General features: G+C 68.2%; 24 protein-coding genes, 1 tRNA gene and 2 pseudogenes. 16 read left to right on the forward strand and 11 right to left on the reverse strand.

Annotated elements, in window-relative coordinates; all coding sequences use genetic code 11:
* Positions 1-156 precede the first annotated feature (156 nt).
* Complete coding sequence (locus ABZ297_RS40015; RefSeq protein WP_355357405.1) at positions 157-1,446, reverse strand: hypothetical protein; 1,290 nt, start codon at positions 1,444-1,446, stop codon at positions 157-159.
* A 346-nt stretch (positions 1,447-1,792) separates the two neighbouring features.
* On the opposite strand from ABZ297_RS40015, the gene ABZ297_RS40020 reads away from it, so the two are divergent.
* Positions 1,793-2,077, forward strand: a complete 285-nt coding sequence (locus ABZ297_RS40020; protein WP_355357408.1) for a hypothetical protein — start codon at positions 1,793-1,795, stop codon at positions 2,075-2,077.
* Between the two features lie 296 nt (positions 2,078-2,373).
* A complete protein-coding gene (locus ABZ297_RS40025) occupies positions 2,374-3,066 on the forward strand; it encodes a GntR family transcriptional regulator (RefSeq protein ID WP_355357411.1) in 693 nt (230 codons plus the stop codon).
* A gap of 13 nt (positions 3,067-3,079) precedes the next feature.
* Here the strand turns inward: ABZ297_RS40025 and ABZ297_RS40030 are convergent, their stop codons facing one another.
* A complete protein-coding gene (locus ABZ297_RS40030; protein WP_355357414.1) occupies positions 3,080-3,385 on the reverse strand; it encodes a hypothetical protein in 306 nt (101 codons plus the stop codon).
* A 200-nt stretch (positions 3,386-3,585) separates the two neighbouring features.
* Between ABZ297_RS40030 and ABZ297_RS40035 the strand changes: the two genes are divergently transcribed.
* The 8 genes from ABZ297_RS40035 to ABZ297_RS40070 all read left to right on the forward strand — a co-directional run bounded on the left by ABZ297_RS40035 (position 3,586) and on the right by ABZ297_RS40070 (position 9,463).
* Positions 3,586-3,996, forward strand: coding sequence for a plasmid replication, integration and excision activator (locus ABZ297_RS40035; RefSeq protein WP_355357417.1), 411 nt, complete (start codon positions 3,586-3,588; stop codon positions 3,994-3,996).
* Positions 3,997-4,091: 95 nt separating this feature from the next.
* Entirely contained in the window at positions 4,092-4,280 is a 189-nt protein-coding gene (locus ABZ297_RS40040; RefSeq protein WP_355357420.1) for a hypothetical protein, read from the forward strand.
* Positions 4,277-4,612 (forward strand): hypothetical protein, encoded by a 336-nt coding sequence (locus ABZ297_RS40045; protein WP_355357423.1) that lies wholly within the window; start codon positions 4,277-4,279, stop codon positions 4,610-4,612. Before ABZ297_RS40040 ends, ABZ297_RS40045 begins: the two co-directional genes overlap by 4 nt.
* Positions 4,613-4,700: 88 nt before the next feature.
* Positions 4,701-6,125: an FtsK/SpoIIIE domain-containing protein gene (locus tag ABZ297_RS40050; RefSeq protein WP_355357426.1), complete on the forward strand. Its 1,425-nt coding sequence runs from the start codon at positions 4,701-4,703 to the stop codon at positions 6,123-6,125.
* Positions 6,122-6,277 carry a hypothetical protein gene (locus ABZ297_RS40055; protein WP_355357429.1) on the forward strand — a complete coding sequence of 52 codons (156 nt, stop codon included), beginning with the start codon at positions 6,122-6,124 and terminating at the stop codon, positions 6,275-6,277. Before ABZ297_RS40050 ends, ABZ297_RS40055 begins: the two co-directional genes overlap by 4 nt.
* A complete protein-coding gene (locus tag ABZ297_RS40060) occupies positions 6,274-7,890 on the forward strand; it encodes a replication initiator (RefSeq protein WP_355357432.1) in 1,617 nt (538 codons plus the stop codon). The genes ABZ297_RS40055 and ABZ297_RS40060 overlap by 4 nt, the downstream gene beginning before the upstream one ends.
* Positions 7,887-8,078 carry a helix-turn-helix domain-containing protein gene (locus tag ABZ297_RS40065; RefSeq protein ID WP_355357435.1) on the forward strand — a complete coding sequence of 64 codons (192 nt, stop codon included), beginning with the start codon at positions 7,887-7,889 and terminating at the stop codon, positions 8,076-8,078. Before ABZ297_RS40060 ends, ABZ297_RS40065 begins: the two co-directional genes overlap by 4 nt.
* Entirely contained in the window at positions 8,075-9,463 is a 1,389-nt protein-coding gene (locus ABZ297_RS40070; protein WP_355357438.1) for a tyrosine-type recombinase/integrase, read from the forward strand. Before ABZ297_RS40065 ends, ABZ297_RS40070 begins: the two co-directional genes overlap by 4 nt.
* Before the next feature lie 236 nt (positions 9,464-9,699).
* Here the strand turns inward: ABZ297_RS40070 and ABZ297_RS40075 are convergent.
* Positions 9,700-9,776: transfer RNA gene (locus tag ABZ297_RS40075), tRNA-Ile, on the reverse strand.
* Positions 9,777-10,027: 251 nt separating this feature from the next.
* Between ABZ297_RS40075 and ABZ297_RS40080 the strand changes: the two genes are divergently transcribed.
* Positions 10,028-10,555 (forward strand): histidine phosphatase family protein, encoded by a 528-nt coding sequence (locus tag ABZ297_RS40080; RefSeq protein ID WP_355357441.1) that lies wholly within the window; start codon positions 10,028-10,030, stop codon positions 10,553-10,555.
* A gap of 7 nt (positions 10,556-10,562) precedes the next feature.
* Here the strand turns inward: ABZ297_RS40080 and ABZ297_RS40085 are convergent.
* Both ABZ297_RS40085 and ABZ297_RS40090 read right to left on the reverse strand, forming a co-directional pair.
* Positions 10,563-10,799 (reverse strand): annotated as a pseudogene (locus ABZ297_RS40085) (trypsin-like serine protease); the annotation flags it as partial.
* A 539-nt stretch (positions 10,800-11,338) separates the two neighbouring features.
* A pseudogene (locus ABZ297_RS40090) lies at positions 11,339-11,461 on the reverse strand (LysR family transcriptional regulator); the annotation flags it as partial.
* A 96-nt stretch (positions 11,462-11,557) separates the two neighbouring features.
* On the opposite strand from ABZ297_RS40090, the gene ABZ297_RS40095 reads away from it, so the two are divergent.
* Both ABZ297_RS40095 and ABZ297_RS40100 read left to right on the forward strand, forming a co-directional pair.
* The gene (locus ABZ297_RS40095; protein ID WP_355357444.1) at positions 11,558-11,782 is read left to right on the forward strand and encodes a DUF6158 family protein; all 225 of its coding nucleotides are present in this window, start codon (positions 11,558-11,560) and stop codon (positions 11,780-11,782) included.
* A complete protein-coding gene (locus tag ABZ297_RS40100; RefSeq protein ID WP_355357447.1) occupies positions 11,782-12,018 on the forward strand; it encodes a hypothetical protein in 237 nt (78 codons plus the stop codon). Before ABZ297_RS40095 ends, ABZ297_RS40100 begins: the two co-directional genes overlap by 1 nt.
* Here the strand turns inward: ABZ297_RS40100 and ABZ297_RS40105 are convergent.
* Entirely contained in the window at positions 12,015-12,947 is a 933-nt protein-coding gene (locus tag ABZ297_RS40105) for an NADP-dependent oxidoreductase (protein WP_355357450.1), read from the reverse strand. The genes ABZ297_RS40100 and ABZ297_RS40105 overlap by 4 nt on opposite strands.
* Positions 12,948-13,040: 93 nt before the next feature.
* Here ABZ297_RS40105 and ABZ297_RS40110 point away from each other — a divergent pair, with 93 nt between their 5' ends.
* Positions 13,041-13,463: a helix-turn-helix domain-containing protein gene (locus ABZ297_RS40110; RefSeq protein ID WP_355357453.1), complete on the forward strand. Its 423-nt coding sequence runs from the start codon at positions 13,041-13,043 to the stop codon at positions 13,461-13,463.
* Between the two features lie 186 nt (positions 13,464-13,649).
* Here ABZ297_RS40110 and ABZ297_RS40115 read toward each other — a convergent pair whose 3' ends face one another.
* The gene (locus ABZ297_RS40115) at positions 13,650-14,903 is read right to left on the reverse strand and encodes a DUF1266 domain-containing protein (RefSeq protein ID WP_355357456.1); all 1,254 of its coding nucleotides are present in this window, start codon (positions 14,901-14,903) and stop codon (positions 13,650-13,652) included.
* 91 nt (positions 14,904-14,994) lie between these two features.
* Between ABZ297_RS40115 and ABZ297_RS40120 the strand changes: the two genes are divergently transcribed.
* The gene (locus ABZ297_RS40120; RefSeq protein ID WP_355357459.1) at positions 14,995-15,774 is read left to right on the forward strand and encodes a putative hydro-lyase; all 780 of its coding nucleotides are present in this window, start codon (positions 14,995-14,997) and stop codon (positions 15,772-15,774) included.
* Here ABZ297_RS40120 and ABZ297_RS40125 read toward each other — a convergent pair.
* Both ABZ297_RS40125 and ABZ297_RS40130 read right to left on the reverse strand, forming a co-directional pair.
* Entirely contained in the window at positions 15,737-15,943 is a 207-nt protein-coding gene (locus ABZ297_RS40125; RefSeq protein ID WP_355357462.1) for a hypothetical protein, read from the reverse strand. The two genes, ABZ297_RS40120 and ABZ297_RS40125, sit on opposite strands and share 38 nt — an antisense overlap.
* 77 nt (positions 15,944-16,020) lie before the next feature.
* Complete coding sequence (locus ABZ297_RS40130) at positions 16,021-16,599, reverse strand: AAA family ATPase (RefSeq protein ID WP_355357465.1); 579 nt, start codon at positions 16,597-16,599, stop codon at positions 16,021-16,023.
* Between the two features lie 92 nt (positions 16,600-16,691).
* On the opposite strand from ABZ297_RS40130, the gene secY reads away from it, so the two are divergent.
* Positions 16,692-17,981 (forward strand): preprotein translocase subunit SecY, encoded by a 1,290-nt coding sequence (gene secY, locus ABZ297_RS40135; protein WP_355357468.1) that lies wholly within the window; start codon positions 16,692-16,694, stop codon positions 17,979-17,981.
* Between the two features lie 93 nt (positions 17,982-18,074).
* Here the strand turns inward: secY and ABZ297_RS40140 are convergent, their stop codons facing one another.
* Entirely contained in the window at positions 18,075-18,581 is a 507-nt protein-coding gene (locus ABZ297_RS40140) for a carboxymuconolactone decarboxylase family protein (RefSeq protein WP_355357470.1), read from the reverse strand.
* Between the two features lie 128 nt (positions 18,582-18,709).
* On the reverse strand, positions 18,710-19,216 hold the full coding sequence (locus tag ABZ297_RS40145) for a hypothetical protein (protein ID WP_355357473.1): 507 nt from the start codon (positions 19,214-19,216) through the stop codon (positions 18,710-18,712).
* Positions 19,217-19,376 lie beyond the last annotated feature (160 nt).

The raw sequence follows: 19,376 nt of genomic DNA on the forward strand, positions 1-19,376 counted from the left end.
GTTTTGTGGTTTGGTTGTTCAGAGGTGTGCTGTTCAGATCTCCCGCCCGGACGGCAGGCGGGCGGAGGGCCGGGGGTGCGGCGGCGCGCCGCGCCGCCGCTTGATCCCTATAAGAACAACTCGGCAATGCGACAGACCGCTATACCTGCCTGGCCGTCAATCGAGCAGTTCCGGACGGCGGCTGGTGAGGGCCCTTCGAGCTGTCACAAACCGTTCGTGAAACTCTTCGGCGAGTGCTTCACGGCGATAGCGCTGACGCAGGACGCGATCAAGGTCTCCCGCGCGGTTGACGAGGTCGGTGAGGGACCGGCGGTCGATGTCGAATGCGGCCATGCCCTGTTCTACGGCGGCATCGAGGTCTCCGCGTCGGGCGTAGACGATGCCGAGATCTATGTGCGCATCGGCAACCCGCATGGGGGCGTTGGAAGTGCCATCCGGGCGGGTGTGCATCTGGATTGTCTCGCGGGCGTGTTCCTCGGCGCGGTCGTCGTCGGCGAGCCAGGTGTAGGCAGTGGCAGCGTAGAAGATCCACTTGCTGTGGTCGAACACGAAGTGATGGTCCGGGTTTTCGGGGATGGGCAGGGTGCCAAGGATTTCGGCTCCACGTGTCAGGGCGCGATCGGCTTCGCGGCGGTCGCCGATGCGGGCCAGTCCCCGGGCTTCCTGCAAGGTGAGTTGGACCATGGCGCTGCTGGTGCCGGCTACGGCTTGGCCCATACGGGCGGCCGTGACCACGTCTTCGTACCGGCCTTCAACCAAGGCGAACCATGCCGACATCTCATGTGCCCACCCCATGAGTTCACCGTGTCCGACCTGATGACCCATGTCGTAAGCCGCCCTGCGGGCTGTCTCAGCCTCCTCACGTTCGCCCAGGTCATAGTGAACGCATCCGAGTAGGGCCGTGAGCCATCCTGTGATCACGAGTAGTTCGCGGTGCTGAGCGAGGGTGATCCGTCCGCCCAGCAGGCGGCTGACCTGGGCGAGTCGCTTCTGTGTGCGGTCACGCAGGGTCTGGGCGGGAACCACTGGGTACGCACGACAGAGCAGGTCGACGGCCTCGGCGAGCGCCTCAAGGGCGCCGGTGCCAACGTCTGACGCCTGGAGCTGTTGGGCGAGTTCCATGGTGCCGTACAGCTCAGCCTCGGCGCGAAGCGCGTCCATGGGCATTATGGAGGCTTCGATCAGCCGGCTCGACCCCGACCTGTTGGGCGAGAACCCCAATGCCTCCGGCTGTCGCCCGGTGGCCTGGGTCAGCGCCAACCGGTACGGGCTGCGTGGCCATCGAACCTCTCCCGCTTCCCAACGCCGGATGCGCTCCTCGTCACAAGCCAGGCCCTCCGCAACCCCGACAGGGGTGGCGTTGATCTTGTCCGCCATTTCGGCGCGTGTGAGCCGGTTGGCGTTCCGCCATGCACGAAGTTGGACGTTCGGGATGTTCTCCGACATCTACGCGCAGTCCTCACAGTTGGTGGCCGAAGAGGGGAGTCAAGAGGGGGCCGTTCGGGGGTGCTGCCGATCTCCATTTGCCGGTGGACTTGCCATCAACCAACAAGGTACGTCAAGCGGCTTCCCGGCACAGGGAACGCCGGATGAACGAGGTGATGGCGACGGTGATCCGGCCAGACGAGATCAGCGGGACAACGCCCTGCCCTGCATGCCGGGGGAGGGGGATCAAGCTGCGCGCCTCGCGGAGGGCGCTCCTCGTCGGCGACAGCACCGAAGATCAGATCTCACATGGGGAGCAGGAGTGTCTCGACTGCCTCGCAAGCGGCCGGGCCGAAGGGAGCGGGAGATGAATCCGATCGCGGCCGAACTGGCGGCAGATGTCATGCGGTGGGCTGCCGAGCGTATGCTCGTGCGGCTGCGTGATGAGCTCACCACTCTCGGGGTGAACGCAGAACTGCGCGACAACAACAGCGCGCTGATGGTGGCCCGGCCCCATCCTGGGCTGCCGGTGCGGGTGGTCATCGAGTACCACGGGGCTTACTACTCCTGGCCGGACGCGAACATGCGGCACCCGACCAACGATCCGCGGGGCGCGGCCTCGATCCTGGCCGAGTACGTCAAGGGTCGCTGAGACGGGCGCGGCGAGGCAGTGACAGTGCCCTGGTCGGTGGGGACCGGGCGTGCTTTCTCCCGGCCTCGTCGTGTCTCAACCGTCCCGGCAGGCGGGCCGGCGCGTCATCCCGAAGGGGGAACCCCTGCCTGCTGCTGGTCTGACCTGCCGGGGTTTGTTCGTGGAGGCGTGCGTTACCTGAACGGTGTGGACACGTGGTCCGGCCCAGGTTACGCTCAAACTTGGTAAAACAACCTGTCGGGTGTTGGACGGTCGTAATGTCACTTGAGTCCGTGCCGCCGAAGTATGCGCAGCTTGTGCAGCAGCTTCAACGGCGTATCGAGTCGGGAACCTACCCGCCCGGCTCCCTCCTTCCCAGCGAGCACCAGCTCATCCAGGAGTTCGGCGTCTCGCGGCCCACCGTCGTGGCGGCGCTTCGGGTGCTGCGTGAACAGGGGTGGATTGAGTCCCAGCAGGGCAAGGGGCGCTTCGTTCGCGGCCGTCCCGCGATGGCAGCGGTGGAGTCCAACCGTCGAGGGCAGGCGTACCTGACCAACCCGGAGACCAACGCGGTCGGCGAGCTGGTCGAGGCCGGGGCCGTCGCGCTGCCCAATCGGGTGGCAGCGTTGCTGGATGCACAGCCCAAGAGCAAGGCGTTCCTGCGCCGACGCCTGATCGTCCGCGATGGCGAGCCGAGCGAGCTGGTCTCGCTATGGCTGCCCCTGGAACTGTCAGAGGGCACCGACCTGACGAGCGGAGAGCCGTTGCCTCAGGGCATCCGGCAGCATCTCCAGTCTCGCAAGGGGGTCCGCTTCGATCACATCGTGGAGCAGATCACCGCCCGCATGCCCACCGCTCAAGAGGCCAAGCAACTCGGCATGCCCAAGAACGTCCCGCTCCTAGCGGTCTTCGGCGCCGTTCGCGATGCCTCCGGCCGGCCCTTGGTCGTGGTCGAGGTACTACTTGCGGCAGACCGTCACGAACTGGAAGACGCCTACCCCATCAGCTGACCGGCCCTTCCAGCTACTTGCGCAGCACCAACCACGCCCAGGGAGCGGCCACCGCGAGCAGGGCCACGCCGAACACAGTGGCGGCACTGCGCCGCCTGGAGACGAGGGCGAGCAGGAGCCCCAGCATGGGCGCGCCGAAACCGGCGATCAGCATGGCGTTTCCGCAGATCTGCGAGAGCTGCCTGTTTCTCGACTCCCCTCCGGTCAGGGCAAAGCCGTAGCTGAACCACAGCACTCCCAAGAGGGGTGTGCCCAGGATCCATAAGAGGAACAGCAGCCATGGCCAGGCGGCGTCCTTGCCCGGCGGACCCGATTTCATGATCCGGATTGTTCCCCTGCCGCCTCGGATAGCCCAGCAGCGTTCGGCACCAACCGCGACACAACATGACATCGCGACCTATCCGGCTGGTTAGATCGCCGTCACTCGCCCCTAGGCACTTGACCTACCAAGTTTGCTAGCCGTACTCTCAGAGCATCACTTGATAGGTCAAGTGTCTGACATCCAAGAGAGGAGCCGTTATGGCTCTGCAAGGTCCCATCCCTGTCACCTTCGCCATGGTCTTCCCGCACGGCTGTTACGTCGTCGGCGAGGTCGAGCCCGTCAAGGACTTCGACGCCTCGTCCAACGGCCGGTTCGTGCAGGCCCGCGACAAGCAGACCGGAGAGCTGGTCTGGCAGGTCGCGGTCATGGACGGTGACCCGACCCTCAAGCCCGCCCAGAAGACGGTTGCGGTCAAGATCCTGGCGCCGGTCCAGCCGGTACCGCCCGCACCTGTCGCCGGTATCCCGTTCATCCCGGTCGAGTTCGACCACATCACCGTGACCCCTTACGTCAACGGCAACGGTCGCCTCGCCTACTCAATCCGGGTCCGCGAGATGTACGCGCCCCGCCCGACCACCCAGAACAAGCCCGCAAAGGACGCCGCCTGATGACCCGTCGCCGTACCCCTCGAACCAGCGTGATCCGGCTGACCACTGGCCGGACCGCCCGGACCCTGCTCCGCCCCTACGGCCACCGTGAGCCCGTGCTGGCGCTCGACTTCGGAGCCGCCTGCGTCCTGGTAACCACGCAGGGACCGATCACCGCTGACGATCTGACGTTTGCGCGCCAGCTCGCTCACGAGGCCGCCCGCTACGCCCGCTCGGTCGAGCGTTCCTTGCTCACCCTGAATGGTGGCCGTGAGGCGGCTCCTCAGGGGAGGGCGGCAGCGTGAGCAATCTCGGCCCGTACACCTACGTCACGCTGTCGATGGGGCCGGACGAGGCCCCGCATCTGGGCGTTTCGTTCTACACGCCCAGGCTGCGAGTCAGCTCCGGGCTGCTGTTCAGCAACCCGCGCCCGTTCCTGGAATTCACCTCGCAAGAGGCCCACGTGCGCATCTCCACCACCGGCGCCGGAGCGGTCACCGATGCCGACCTGGCCACCGCCCGCGAGATCTTCAACGCCGCCGCTCGCTACCTGGCTGACTGCGAGCGCCTGCACACCGACCAGTCAGCCACCGACCAGTCAGCCAGCGATAAGACCGCCTCCGGCACGGCGGCCTGACCAAGCAAGGCGGGGCCGCCAGAAGCGCCAACTTCCGGCGGCCCCTCGGTTCTCCCACGACTCCAACATCACGAGAGGCATCTAGCTTATGTTCCGCAGGCTTCCCGGTGACGAGGTGCGCAACCTCGTCTCCACCACCCCTGACACGGCCGTCGTCTTCCGTCCGGCCGTCGTCAAGACCCCGGCCATCGTCACCATCGTCATCCTCGCCTGGCGGCTGCTCGCCGGGCTCGTCCGTACGATCTGGCGGCACCCCATCGCCATCGTGGTCCTGGCGGCGCCGTCCGTGCTGTGCTGGCTGTACGGCTGGCAGACCGCGCTGCTCCTCGTCTCGCCAGTCCCTGCAGGGCTCATCACGTGGGCCATCGTCAATCGCACCTCGTTCGCCCAACTGGTTGGCTGGCGGTTGCTGGCCTGGTGGCGGCTCATCTTCATTTACCGCCGTCACTGGCAACCCGTCATGATCGTCTCCGGGCTCGGCCGGCACCTGCGCGGCCGTGACTACCTGCCCCGCCTCGGCAAGGTCACCTGCAACCCGTGGGCGGACACCGTCAGCGTGCGCATGCTCGACGGGCAAGCAGTCAAGGACTGGGCCGACCGCATCGACCACCTGGCGCACGGCTTCGGCGCGCCCTCCTGCCGCGTCCAGGTCGTCAAAGCCGGACGGCTGGCCCTGACCTTCCCCCGACGTGACCCCTTGGCCACGCCGTTGCCAGCGATCCCGATCCCACCAGAGCCGACCGTGAGACCCGTCGAGATCGGCGTCCAGGAGGACGGCAGACCGTGGCTGCTGAAGATCCACGGCACTCACGTCCTGGTGGCCGGTGCCACCGGAGCGGGCAAGGGCTCGATCATCTGGTCCACCATCCGCGCCCTCATCCCGGCCGTGCAAGCGGACCTGGTCGAGATCTGGGCACTGGATCCCAAGCTCATGGAACTGTCCTTCGGCCGCGCCCTGTTCGGCACCCGGTACGCGGCCACCCCCGAAGAGTGCGCCGACCTGCTCGAACAGGCTGTCAAGGTCATGCAGGAGCGGGCCGCACGCTTCGGCGGCGTCCAGCGCTCCCACGCGCCCACCGTCGATGATCCGTTCGTCCTGGTGATCGTCGATGAGGTCGCATTCCTGACCGCCTACCAGGCCGACAAGGACCTCCGGCGGCGCGTCTCCGCCGCGCTGGCCACGCTCACCACCCAGGGACGCGCGGTCGGAGTCGGGGTCATGGCGGCACTCCAGGACCCCCGCAAGGAGGTCATGACCATACGCAACCTGTTCCCCGACAAGATCGCCCTCCGGCTGGACGAGTCCGAGCAGGTGGACATGGTGCTCGGCGACGGTGCACGCGACCGGGGAGCGCTGGCCGATCGGATCTCCCCGAACCCCGAGCTGGGCGCGGGCATCGGCTATATCCGGCTGGAGACCTCACCCGACCCGATCCGGGTCCGGGCCGCCTACGTCTCCGATGCTGACATCCGCGCCATGGTCGCCACCTTCACCGGAGGTGAGAGCCGATGACGCCGGCCCACTTCCTCGACGGGCTGCGCTGCTCGCTCTGCCACACCCTGAACGCGCTGTGGCTCGACCCGCCCCGCGCCCTGGTCGAATGCCGCGAATGCGGCCAGAGCGCACTCATCGTCACCGACGCCGACGACGGGAGGACTGCATGACCCATCGCTCCCTACCCCGTGCCGTGCGGCAGGCCATGCCCCTGGCTCGTGAGGTGGCCGAAGAGGTCGCCAAGCAGTACGGCGTGTGCATCCGGCCCGTCCCGCTCAAGCGGCTCGACACCCACACCGGAGCCTGGGAGATCGTCGATGTCCCGTGCGGGGCCACCTTGGAGGCCAAGTGCCCGCCGTGCGCCAAACGCAACCGGCAGCTCCGCATGGCCCAGTGCCGGGAGGGCTGGCACCTCGACCACGAGCCGGCCATCACACCGGACGAACCCAGCGACGAACAACGCTGGCTGATCGAGTTCCGCGCCGACCTCCAAGCCCACCGTGACCAAGCCGCCTGCCTCGGCGAAGACGCCTCCGACTGGGACGCCGCCATCGAGGGCGTCGATGCTGAGATCAACGAGGCGGGCATGCGCGGCAACGTCCTCGGCCGGACCGTCCCCAAGCGCAACCGCTCGACCAGGCGGCGGCAGGACGCGCCGGACCTGCCCAAGCGCAAGATGACAGCCACCACGCTGGGGCGCACGTTCACCGGCTCGGACGGCAAGGTCTACCGGCCCTCGCTGTTCGTCACGCTCACTCTGCCGTCCTACGGCAAGATCCGCGATGGCGTACCGCTCGATCCCGACACCTACGACTACGCGCGGGCCGCCCGGGATGCGCTGCACTTCTCCAAGCTGGTCGATCGGTTCGTGCAGAACCTGCGCCGCGTCGCGGGCTACGACGTGCAGTACTTCGCCACGGTAGAGCCTCAGAAGCGGCTCGCCCCGCATCTGCACATGGCCATCCGGGGCACCCTCCCACGCGCGGAGATCAAGCAGATCGCGGCGGCCACCTACCACCAAGTGTGGTGGCCTGCCGTTGATCGGGTCGTCTTCGATGGTGACCACCTGCCGGTCTGGGAGGAGGGCGTCGGCTACCTCGACCCGGCAACCGGCGAGGTGCTCCCGACGTGGGACGAGGCGCTCGACCAGCTCGACGCCGACGAGGCGGCCGACCCCCTGCACGTGATGCGCTTCGGCGCGCAGGTCGATGTCCAGGGCGTGCTGGCGGGCACTCCGGACGCCGACCAGTGCATCCGGTACCTGTCCAAGTACCTGACCAAAACCCTCGGCGACAGCCTCGACCCCGACAACCCGGCGCAACGCGAGCATGCCGGACGGCTGGCTGAGGCCCTGCGCTGGGAACCCTGCTCACCCACATGCGCGAACTGGCTGCGCTACGCCATCCAGCCCAAGGGCGCCAAACCCGGGATGGCTCCCGGCCGATGTCGGGGCAAGGCACACAAGCCCGACCACCTCGGCTACGCAGGACGCCGCGTCCTGGTCTCCCGCAAGTGGTCGAACAAGACCCTCGCCGAACACAAGCAAGACCGCCACACCTGGGTCCTCGAAGCCCTCGGCCAAACCGACCAGCCACCACCCGATCCCCACCGCTACGTCTGGAAACCCGTCCCAGCAGGAGACGCCAACATCGCTCCATTGGCGGTACGCCTCCTGCGGACGGTGGCCGAACGCCAACGATGGCGAGCCCACTTGGCCCAACTCCAAGCCCAAGCAGACGGACAAGATCTTTCGGCAACTGAGCACACGGGGAGGGCGGCATGAGCAAGCGAGACGAACTCCTCACCGTCGCCCAGGTCCTCAACGAACTCGGCGGAGTCTCCCGCCGCACCTTCTACCGCTGGCGCGAGATCGGCAAAGCACCAGAGGGCATCCGCCTGCCCAACGGCGAGCTCCGCATTTACCGCAGCGACCTCAACGCCTGGCTCGAATCCCTCAGGAGCGCCGCATGACCACCTCCTACAAGGTCAAGTTCTGGGAAATCAGGACCAACACCAAACCGGCCGGAGACGGCAAGAAAGCCCGCCTCGTCTCGCACACCGTCCGCTGGACCGTAGGCGCTCGCGAGAAGTCCGTGACCTTCAAGACCAAGGGACTGGCCGAGAGCTTCCTGTCCGACCTGCGCCAGGCCGCCAAGAACGGCGAGGCGTTCGACGAGGACACCGGACTGCCTCTGTCGAAGATCAAGGCCAAGGACGCCCGCACTTGGTACTCCTTCGCGGTGGCCTACGTGCAAGCCTTCTGGCCACACGCGGCGGCCAAGTCCCGCGAGGGGATGACCGACACGCTCGCCTACGTGACGCCGATCCTGACCAGCGACCTGCCCGGCCGTCCTGACGACGAGACCATCCGGCGGGCGCTGCTCAAGTACTCCTTCCTGCCTGAAGATCGACGTCCGGTGCCGACGCCGGAGATCGCTCAGGCCGTGCGCTGGCTGGAGAAGGCGTCACTGCCGTTGAAAGCGCTGGAGGAGGAGACCAAGCACACCCGCGCCGCGCTGGAGGGCCTGTCCTTGCGCCTGGACGGCAAGCGCGCGGCCACTTCGACCTACCGGCGCAAGCGGGCGGTCTTCCACCACGTCCTGGAATACGCCGTGGAGCTGGAGGAACTGTCCGGCAACCCGCTGCACAAGGTCAAGTTCCGCAAGGCCAAGGTCAACGGCGAGGTGGACCGCCGTTCGGTGATCAACGCGCAGCAAGCCCGCAGACTACTCGTCGCGGTCGGCTACGTGGGCAAGACGAGAGGGCCGATGATGGTGGCGATGTTCGCGTGCATGTACTTCGGCGGCCTTCGTCCCGGTGAGGCTGCGGGCCTGCGCAAGAAGGACTGCCACCTGCCGGAGAAGGGATGGGGCCTGCTCACGCTGGAGAAGACCCGGCCAGAGAGCATCAGGCGCTACACCGACTCGGGCGAGAGCCATGATGAGCGGGGCCTGAAGCATCGCGACGAGAAGGAGACACGTCCGGTTCCGATCCCGCCGGAACTCGTCGAGATCCTGCGTCGCCACCTCGAACAGCATGGGGTGTCCAAGGACGGCCGGCTGTTCAGGACCGGCACGGGCAAGCCGTTCCCAGGCTCGACGGTGTCAAAGGTCTGGCACGAGGCACGCGCATACGCGCTGACACCCGACCAGGTCGCCTCACCGCTGGCGGCGCGTCCCTACGACCTGCGTCACGCGGCCGTCTCGCTGTGGCTCAACGCCGGCGTTCACGCCCCTGAAGCGGCCGAACGGGCGGGACACGGCGTCGATGTCCTCCTGCGCGTCTACGCCAAGTGCATCGACGGCCAACGGGAGGTCGCCAACCAGCGCATCCTGGAAGCCCTCGACGCCGCGTGACAGAACCTCTCCCACAAGGACCCCGGGACACCTCGGGGTCCTTCGTCGTTGTCGCGGAATCTCCAAACAACGCATCCGAATTGCCACCTCGACCTGGGGAAACGTCCCAAGATCCATTCCGCGTATATTCCGGGAAGGGTGGCATGCGGCTGCTTCCGGTGACGTGTGGCTGCATGTTGAGCTCAGGTCGCCGTGAGGTGAAACCCCTGCTCAGAAGCATGATCCGAGGTGAAGAGTGGTAGGGCGGGTGGGACTTGAACCCACGACCCACGGATTATGAGTCCGATGCTCTGACCGGCTGAGCTACCGCCCCTGGATTCAGTTGTCTGGCCTGCGGGAGGCTTTACGGCAGGCTAAGAGTAGAGCATCGGATCCGGGTATGCCCCCTTGCGCCACCAGTGTGACCGCCCGCACCGCACATTGTTTCATGCCCGCGAGGGAAGATGGAGTCCAAAGCGATCATAGTCGCAGTGGCGGTCGCGGGGTACCAGACTCCCTGATGTGAGAGGGGGCGGATGCGAAATTTCTTCCTCTGGGGCGGTGCCTCCCGGGTAGCGTCGGATCATGGCCGTCAGATTGATCTACGAGACGCACTCGATCACCGTGGACAACGAGATCGGCATCGCCACCGGGTGGCTGCCGGGCGAGTTGTCCGCGGCGGGGCGTGAGCTGGCCGCTGAGTTGGGGGCGCGGCGGCGGGACGTGGACGTGGTGTACGCGTCCGATCTGCGGCGTGCCGTGCAGACCGCGGAGATCGCGTTTCCGGACGGCAAGGAGATCAGGCTCGACTCCCGGCTCAGGGAGTGCGACTACGGGATCTACAACGGGCGGCCCGTCACCGAGGTGGCGGCGCTGCGGCGCAGGCACATCGACGCGCCGTGGCCGGGCGGGCAGAGCTACCGGCATGTCGTGGGGGAGACGGCGGCGTTCCTTGAGGACGTGATGAAGGAGTGGCAGGGATGCGTGGTCCTGGTCATCTCGCACTCGGCCAACCGGTGGGCGTTGCAGTACCTGCTGGAAGGGGTCCCGCTGGAGGAGTCGGTGGACGCGCCGTTCGACTGGAAGCCCGGCTGGGAGTACAGCCTGGCGTGAGCCGGCTGCTGCTGCAGTCGCCGGAGACGCCGGACGTCATGCCCTGCGCCTGGTCGCCGGAGATGGACCCGCCGCCGGAGTCGCCCGGCTCCGCGCAGACGTTGGTGCGGGTAAGCCCGGACACGGTCCCTTCGGGGTAGTTGACGGTGGAGTTGAGCGCCTGGACGGTGCCGCAGTGCCACTGGGGGGTCGAGCCGGAGCGGCAGAGCGCGCCGCCCACCTGGGTGACCGCCGAGCCGCGGACGGGCAGAATGCCGCGGACGCCCGGTCGAGGCCGTCCTTGGCGGCGGTGAGCTGGGCGAGGGTCCGCGTGACGATCTTGGCCTGCGCGCCGGCGGCGGCGATGGCGCCGGTGTCGGCCTTGTCGACGCCGGTCACGACGAAGACGCTCTCCGGCCCCTCGTACCACGCGCCGGCGTACCGGTCGGCGAGCTTCTTGCGCAGCCCCGGCGCCGCGCTGTTGCCGCGTGCCTCGTTGACCAGGCGGTTCACCGCCTGTTCCTTGGTGATGCCGAGGTCCCGCTGGAGGGCGTCCACCACTCCGGACGGCGGTTTCGCCGCGACGGCCGGAGCGGCGGTCATGACTACACCATGACCAGGCCGGGCGCGGCCTGGTGGGTGGCCTGGCAGAGCACCACGGCGCGGCCGACCTGGGCGAGGTGGGTGCAGGTGGCCACGTCGGTCTCGTAGATCGTTCCCGGTGTGAAGCCCCCGGTCGACGAGCCGGGTCGGCCTGGCGCCGCGTCGGTCGCGCTCGAACAGGGCGCCGCCGAGTAACCGCTCGACGCGCTTGAGCTGGGCGGTCAGGGCGGGCTGCGCCAACCCGAGCAGGGACGCGGCCTTGCTGACACTTCCAGCGTCCGCGACCGCCTGAGCGATCCTGAGGTGCCTGAGCTCGAGGTCCATAACGGGACGGTAAAGCGGGCATCTCACCCAGACAATGGCTTATGTCAGGAAATATGACAGATAATGTCGGGGGTCTTCTGGGGTAGGGGGCACCCCATGACGATGATGGGAATCGACCCAAGGGAACTCGACGACCACGACCTGCTGCGTGAGCTGCGGCATCTCCATGCCACCCGTACCGACACCTTCCTGCACGGCTCGGACGACGCGCTCGCGACGCACACGTCCAGGACCAACGAGCTCGAATCGGAGTACCTGCGCCGCTACCCCGAGCGTCAGGTCGACCCGGAACGGCTCAGGGAGGGAGCGAGGCAGCGCTGATGGACTGCGATCACGACGTGCAGGCCCTGTCGGACGTCGACATCCACGTGTACGAGGCGGTCGCGTCGCAGGTGCTCGGGGGCGGCACCGCCGAGCTGGCCGCGCTGGTGCACGCCACCGGCCTCAGCGACGAGGACGTGCGGCGCAGCCTGGCCAAGCTCGTCGGGCACGGCTACGTGGTGCCCAAGGGCGCCGGCTTCACCCTCGGGCCCCACACGTTCGAGGTCGAGTACTAAACGTCCAGCACGAGCTTGCCGGTGAACGCGCTGCTCTCCATGAGCTCGTGCGCCTTGGCGGCGTCGGCCAGCGGGAAGACCTGGTCCACGTGGGCGGCCAGCTTCCCGTCGGCCACCAGTTGCGCGATCGACTCCAGCGCCGCGTGGTCCGGCTCCACGCTGAAGCTGTTCGACCGGACGCCCGCCCTCTCGTACGCCTCGATGTCCTCGCCGGACATGCCCGCTGCCCCGACGAACGTGCCGTCAGGGCGCAGCACCGGCAGCGACCTGCGCGGGTAGTCGCCGCCGACCAGGTCGACCACGACGTCGACCCCGGACACGGCCTCGGCGAAGTCGACGGCGGTGTAGTCGATCACCTCGTCCGCGCCCAGCCCGAGCACGAAGTCGTGCTTGCTCGCCCTGGTGGTGCCGATGACGTACGCGCCGCGCAGCTTGGCGAGCTGCACGACCAGGTGGCCGACCCCGCCCGCCGCCGCGTGGACGAGCACCCGCTGGCCGGGCCGGATCTCGGCGACGTCCTCGAACGCCTGCCACGCCGTCAATGCGGCCATGGGCAGCGCGGCAGCCTGGACGTGGCTGACCCCGGCGGGCTTGCGGGCGAACTGCCGCGGCCGGGCCACCACGTACTCGGCGTAGGCGCTGGCGGGGTACGGGAAGTTCAGCATGCCGAACACCTCGTCGCCGGGCTTGAACCTGGCGGTGGCGCGTCCGGCCTCCTCGACCACGCCCGACACGTCCCAGCCGGGAGTCAGCGGCGGCTCGGTGTAGCGCGGCGGGAACGGCGTGCGCCGCAGCTTGTAGTCGGGCGGGTTCACGCCCGCCGCCCGGACCCGGACCAGCACCTCGTGCCGTTCCGGCACGGGCCGCTCGACCTCGGCGAGTTCCAGCACCTCGGGACCGCCGAAGGAACGGTGAACGATTGCGCGCATGTTGCGACATCTCCTCGTTGAGTGGGATGTTGCCATGCTTGCTGGTTCGGTATCCCTTGTGAAGAAGGCACCCGTTTGGTATTCAGGTACCTCATGGGTACTAGGTTTCCGGATCTCCGCGCGTACGGCGGCGCGGACGCGTTCCTGCGGGCGTGCAAGCCCCGCACCGTCCTCGACATGCTCACCAACAAGTGGACGATGCTCGCCATGGGCGCCCTGCTCGACGGCCCCAGGCGCTTCAACGAGCTGCGCAGGATGCTGGACGGCATCACCCAGAAGATGCTCTCCCAGACCCTGCGCGCGATGGAACGCGACGGCCTGGCCACCCGCACCGTCTACCCGACCATCCCTCCGCGCGTCGAGTACGAGCTGACGGACCTGGGCAGAAGCGCCACCGCCATGCTGCGGGTCGTCGCCGCCTGGTCGGCCGAGCACGCCGACGAGGTGCTGGCCGCCCGCCAGGTCTACGACGAACGCGCGGCCAGGCCGGTCGAGCCGGTCGTCACGTCCGTCTGAGTCGGGCCGGTCGTCTCGTCCGTCTGAGTCGGGCTGATCGTCCGTCTGAGTCGCGTCTGAGCCGGGTTGGTCGTCTCGTCCGTCTGAGCCGAGGTGGCCGTCTTGTCCGTCTGAGTCGGGCCGGTGGTCAGGTTCGGCTCAGCCGCGCTCACAGCTGGGCGCGGAACTGCCTGCTGTGCGGCCTGGTCAGGTGAAGGGGATGTTGAGCCAGGGACTGTTCGGGTCGGTCGTCAGGATTCTGTGCGCCTTGAGCATGTCCTCGTACCAGTCGCCGAACTCCTCCTCGTCGAAGTGGAGGCAACGTCCCAGGATGTAGGCCGCCGAGAACTCTTCCCAGGAGCGGTAGTTGATCTTGCTGACCTGTCCGGCGTGGAGGACCGTCTGTTCGGCCTCCGCCAGGTCGCAGTAGCGGGCACCGAGTCCCCAGCGGGCCATCTTCGAGGCCCGCCCGTAGTCCCACGCCTCCACCGTGCGGACGAACCGGCCCTCGGCGAGCAGCCCGTCCGCCCGGAATCGCGCCTCGTACCGGGTGATTCGCCCGATGAGCCGTTGCGCTCCGGCGACCTGGGCCTCCGTCTCGGAGTCGCTGTGGGGGGTCGTCCTGGTGACCCCGTCGGGGGTGGTCTCCTCCGCGGCGCGGTGCCGAATGACTCGAGAGGTCACCTGCCGCCAGTGGTCCACCTCGACCACGCCGCCGAAGTCACGGGCGAGCGTGCTGCGTATGCGCAGCACGAATCCCCAGAACGGGCTGCTCATCCGGCCCTTGAGAAGCCCCTCCTTGGCGTGCAGCCACTCCTCTCGGCTGGTGATCTCCCACCACTCCTCCAGCCGTCTCCTCTCGCGGACGTAGCCGGTGCCATGCCAGCCCATCGCGTTCCAGAGTGAGGCGTTGTTCACGCAGAGAAGGGCCCCGCAGGCGAGACCGTGGGCGACGGGGCCGTGCAGCGGGCCCCCGGACCACAGCGTGCGCAGCTCGTTTCGGCGAGGGTTCGGCATCCGGCCGGCGTGTCGGCGCCACGCCTGCCGATGGGCGGCCGTCGCGGGGAAGAACGCTTCACAGGGGGTGCCGGGGTTGATGGCCAGCCACTCGTCGTCCTGGGGCCAGTCCTGGGCCAGCTGCTCCAGGTCGGCCTCGAAGAAGACCGGGTCGGCCGCGGGCGCCGGGAGCATCCCGTCGGTGAGGAACACAAGACACCTGAAGTCAGGCCGAGGGCCCCAGGGCACGGCGTTGTAAAAGACCCAGCCGGGCTTGGAGTCGGCCTGGGCGCGTGACATCGCGTGATAAAGGTCCGCGCCGGCGAGGACGTCGAAGTACGCGGCCCAGTCGCCGCGCAGCTTGGCCTCGTACAGAGCACGTTCGGTGTCGCTGGGCGCCTGCCAGGAGGGGACGGGACCTGCCGGCCCGGATGTGCCCTGTTTCTCCGCGTTCCACGCCCCCATGCCCCAAGAGATTACAACTGCCCCACGGCCCTGCTCCCGGTGAACGAACGCCGCACAGCACAACATCACTCGTCAGGCGTACTGTCGAGACGTGGATGGCACCGACCTGACACCCGCGCAGGCACGCGAGCGCTTCCGCGCGGGGGTGCGGGTGCCGACGGCGGGCTGGTGCAGGGGCTGGACGCAGGCCAACCTGATCGCGGTGCCCCGGCGGCTCGGCTACGAGCTGCTGCTGTTCGCCCGCCGCAACGCTCAGGCCTGCCCGGTGCTCGACGTGGGCGAACCCGGCGTGTGGTCCACCGAACTGTTCCCCGGCGACCTGCGCACCGACCTGCCCGGCTACCGGGTCTACCGCGACGGGCGGCCCGTCGCGGACCTCGACGACGTGGTGGAGGAGTGGCGCGACGACCTGGTGCCGTTCCTCATCGGGTGCAGCTTCACCTTCGAGCAGGCGTTGCTGCGGGCGGGGGTCCCGGTCAGGCACCTGGAGCTCGGGACGAACGTGCCGATGTACCGCACGAGCGTGGCGTGCGAGCCGGCGGGCCCGCTGTCGGGCCCGCTCGTGGTGTCGATGCGTCCGGTGCCCGAGGAGCTGGTGGACCTCGCGATCGAGGTGACCGGACGGTATCCGCTGGTGCACGGGGCGCCTGTGCACGTGGGGGACCCGGCCGCCATCGGGGTCGAGGACCTCGGACGGCCCGACTTCGGCGACCCCGTGGAGGTACGGCAGGGGGAGGTGCCGCTGTTCTGGGCGTGCGGGATGACGCCGCAGGCGGCGATCATGGCCAGCGGGGTCGAGTTCGCGATCGGTCACCTGCCGGGGCACATGGCGATCATCGACGTCCGTGACGAGCAGTACCGAGTGACTTAGCGAGATATTTCGCTGTATAGGTGGAGGCTTGGCTGAGGGCGGCCGGGGTGCCCTCGAAGACCACCTCGCCGCCGTGCTGGCCCGCCTCCGGGCCCAGGTCGATGACCCAGTCGGCGTGCTTGACCACGTCCAGGTCGTGCTCGACGACGACCGTGTTGCCCGCGTCCACCAGGCTGTCGAGCAGCGCCAGCAGCCCGCCCGGCCTGCGGGCGCTCGGAGCCTCCTACGAGGCGGGGGCCCGGTGGATCATGGCCAACCAGGTGCTGGCCGCATACCCGCCGTGCTGAGCTGCGCCTCCAGGGGCGGCGCTCCCGGCCGGTTGTCGATCTCCAGATGCGGGACGGCCGGAGGCTCGTCCACCATGATCGCCTTCAGGTACGCCTCGAACGCCGCCAGCTTGCCCGCGTCCCTGCCGAGGCCCCTGGCGACCAGGCGCTCGCGCAGCGTCGGCCCGTCGGAGCGAACCCACACCAGGTGGACGGGCGGGCCGCCCAGCTCCTCCACCCACCGCCGCCACAGCTCGGCCGAGTGGACCTGGCTGGTGAACGGCCCGTCGAGCATCACCGGGCAGCCGTGTCCGCGGATCTGCCTGGCCAGCCGAGTCAGGCCCGCGTACTCGTAGCGCTTGACGTGCTCGTCGTACCACGGGCCCTCGCGCTCGCCCGGTTCCCTGCCGTACCCCTCCAGGACCTTGGCCACGAAGTCGCCGTACACCGTGTCCTTGTCGAGCAGGGCGGGTGGCGGGTCGAGACGGGCCAGCAACGCCGCCGCCACCGTGGACTTGCCCGCCCCCGGCGGCCCGCTGATCACCCAGACAGGAGTCATGCGGCCAGTCTGCCGCGTACGCGGATCTGCGTACGCCGGTGCCGCGCCTCAGCGGACGACCCCGCGCCGCCCCAGGGCCAGACTCAAGGCTCATGCTTACCGTGTTCGCCAGGGCGTTCCGCGTGCCGGAACTGCGCAAGAAGCTGCTGTTCACGCTGGGAGTCGTCGCGCTCTTCCGGTTCGGGCAGTTCCTGCCGTCGCCGGGCGTGAACGTCGTGGCGATCCAGCAGTGCATGGGGTCGGCGCGGGGCGGCCTGTTCGACATGATGCAGCTGCTGAGCGGGGGCTCGATGCTCAAGCTGTCGGTGTTCGCGCTCGGCGTCGTGCCGTACATCACGGCCAGCATCATCATGCAGCTCTTCGCCGTCCTGGTGCCCCGGCTGGAGCAGCTCAGGAAGGAGGGCCACGCGGGCCAGGCGAAGATCACCCAGTACACGCGGTACCTGACCGTGGGGCTGGCGACCCTCAACGCCACCACCGTCGTCGCGCTGGCCCGCACCGGGCAGCTCCTGCCGGGGTGCTCCACCCCGCTCCTGCACGACCAGAGCCTGCTCGCCGTCACCGTGATCGTCGTCACCATGGTGGCCGGGACGTGCACCGTCATGTGGCTGGGCGAGCTGGTCACCGAGCGGGGGATCGGCAACGGCATGTCGATCCTGATGTTCACGCAGGTCGTGGCCGTGTTCCCGTCGTACGTGTCCACCATCCTGGTGGTCAACCCCGTCGCGCTCGCCGTGATGCTGGTGTCCGGGGCGTTCCTCGTCGCCGCCGTGGTGTTCGTGGAGCAGGCGCAGCGGCGGATTCCCGTCCAGTACGCCAAGCGGATGGTGGGGCGGCGGATGTACGGGGGCAGCAGCACCTATATTCCGCTGAAGGTAAACCAGGCGGGGATCGTGCCGGTCATCTTCACCTCCTCGCTGCTGTACCTGCCGACGCTGGCCGCGCCGCTGCTCGGGGACGAGGTGGGCGGCTGGGTCGCGCGCAACCTGACGTCCGGGACGCATCCGCTGTACATGACCGTGTATGTGCTGCTCATCGTCGGGTTCGCGTACTTCTACGTGTCGATCACCTTCAACCCGGTGGAGATCGCCGACAACATGAAGCGGTACGGGGGGTTCGTCCCCGGGCTGCGGCCCGGGCGGCCGACCTCGCAGTACCTGGCCTACGTCCTGTCGCGGCTGACCGCCCCCGGGGCGCTCTACCTGGGAGGACTCGCGCTGATCCCGCTGGTGGCCTTCGCCGTCCTGCGCGACCCCGGGACGCAGCAGAACTTCCCGTTCGGAGGGACGAGCCTGCTGATCATGGTCGGCGTCGGGCTGGAAACCGTGAAGCAGATCGAAGCCCAGCTCCAGCAGCGCAACTACGAGGGCTTCCTCAGATAGCGGCCCAGCGCGGCCGCCTTCAGCCGGATCCGGCGCCGCCGTGCTCAGGGTGAGGCACGGTCGTCGTCGTCCTCACCCTGAGCCTGTCGGGCGTTACTTGCTGTAATTCTTCCCGAGGGCCTTACCGGGGATCGGCTTGGCGATGAGAGCGACGGGGATGAAGAAGCAGATCTGGCTGATCACCAGGGTGAGCGTCCAGAGCGCCTTGTCGTCGTAGTGGGCGGACGCCTTGGCGTACAGCTCCTCGGGAACGCGCTCCCCGGACGGGTTCGGGGTGAGGACGGCCTCCACGAGCTCCAGCGCGACCCGTTCGGCGTCGGTGAAGTAGGGGGCGTCCTGCCATGACGCCACGGCGGTGATGCGCTCCTCCGTCTCCCCGGCGCTGCGGAGGAGGCCGGTCTGCCGGACGGTGTGGTAGGTGCTGCCGACGATCTGCCCGGCGCGGAGCTGCACCAGGTTGACGGTGATCTGCGGAATCGAACCGTTCCGGGTGGCCTTGGACATGGCCCCGGCGATTGTTGCCAGCTCGGAGAAGAACTGGCTGGGGTCGGGCAGGCGCGAGCGGAGGTCGTCCTGCTGGGTCGTCGTGGGTGTGGACATGGCGAGGTCTTCCCTTCTCATTCTCAGCGGTGATTCGAGGCTTGCGGTCTGGTGGGGCTGGTCCTCCATCACGAAACCGGCCGGCCGCGGGGACGATCACGCGTTCCGACGCGGTGCCTGACGTCGGGTCACCGTCGTGCCGAGGCGGCCAGGTGAGTGCGGCGGCCGGCCGAAACCTGGCTGAGCCGAAGGAGGCTCGCGCCGAACATCAGGACGCCCAACGGGACGTGCAGGGTCTTCACCTGCGCTATGCCCAGCGCTATCTGCGCCAGCGTGAGCCCCAGGAACCCGACCGCGTACAGGATGGGCCTGGGCGAGCCGCCGCCCGGCCGCCACACCAAGATCGCGGCGAGCAGGTGCAACAGCGCCGCGGTGAACACCCCGTACGCCGAAACACTGTGCAGTACCCGTCCGTCGGGCGAGGACAACAACAGTCCGGCGGTGATCGGCGCGGCGAAGACGACCAAGGTTTGCAGGGTGATCGCGACACGCAAGAACATGGAGCTGTCCTGCTTGGTCGTCGTGGGCGTGGACATGGCGAGGTCTTCCCTTCTGAATCCCAGCGGTAGTTTGAGGCTTGCGACCTGGTGGGGTTGGTCCTCCATCACCAAGTGGCCGGCCGCGGCGTTGATCACGCGTTCCTACGCGGTTTCGACGGTGATCCGCATACCGGCCGGGGTCGCTGGGCTTTCCCACGTGGTGGATGGTGTCTCAGTAGTCCGACGACACAGCCGCTGGGAATGTGAGGCGACGCGCCAACCTGACAGTTCGGCGCGGTGCCTCGTCGAACTGGTG

Origin of the sequence: Nonomuraea sp. NPDC005983 (assembly GCF_040614375.1) — a bacterium.
GTDB lineage: Bacteria > Actinomycetota > Actinomycetes > Streptosporangiales > Streptosporangiaceae > Nonomuraea.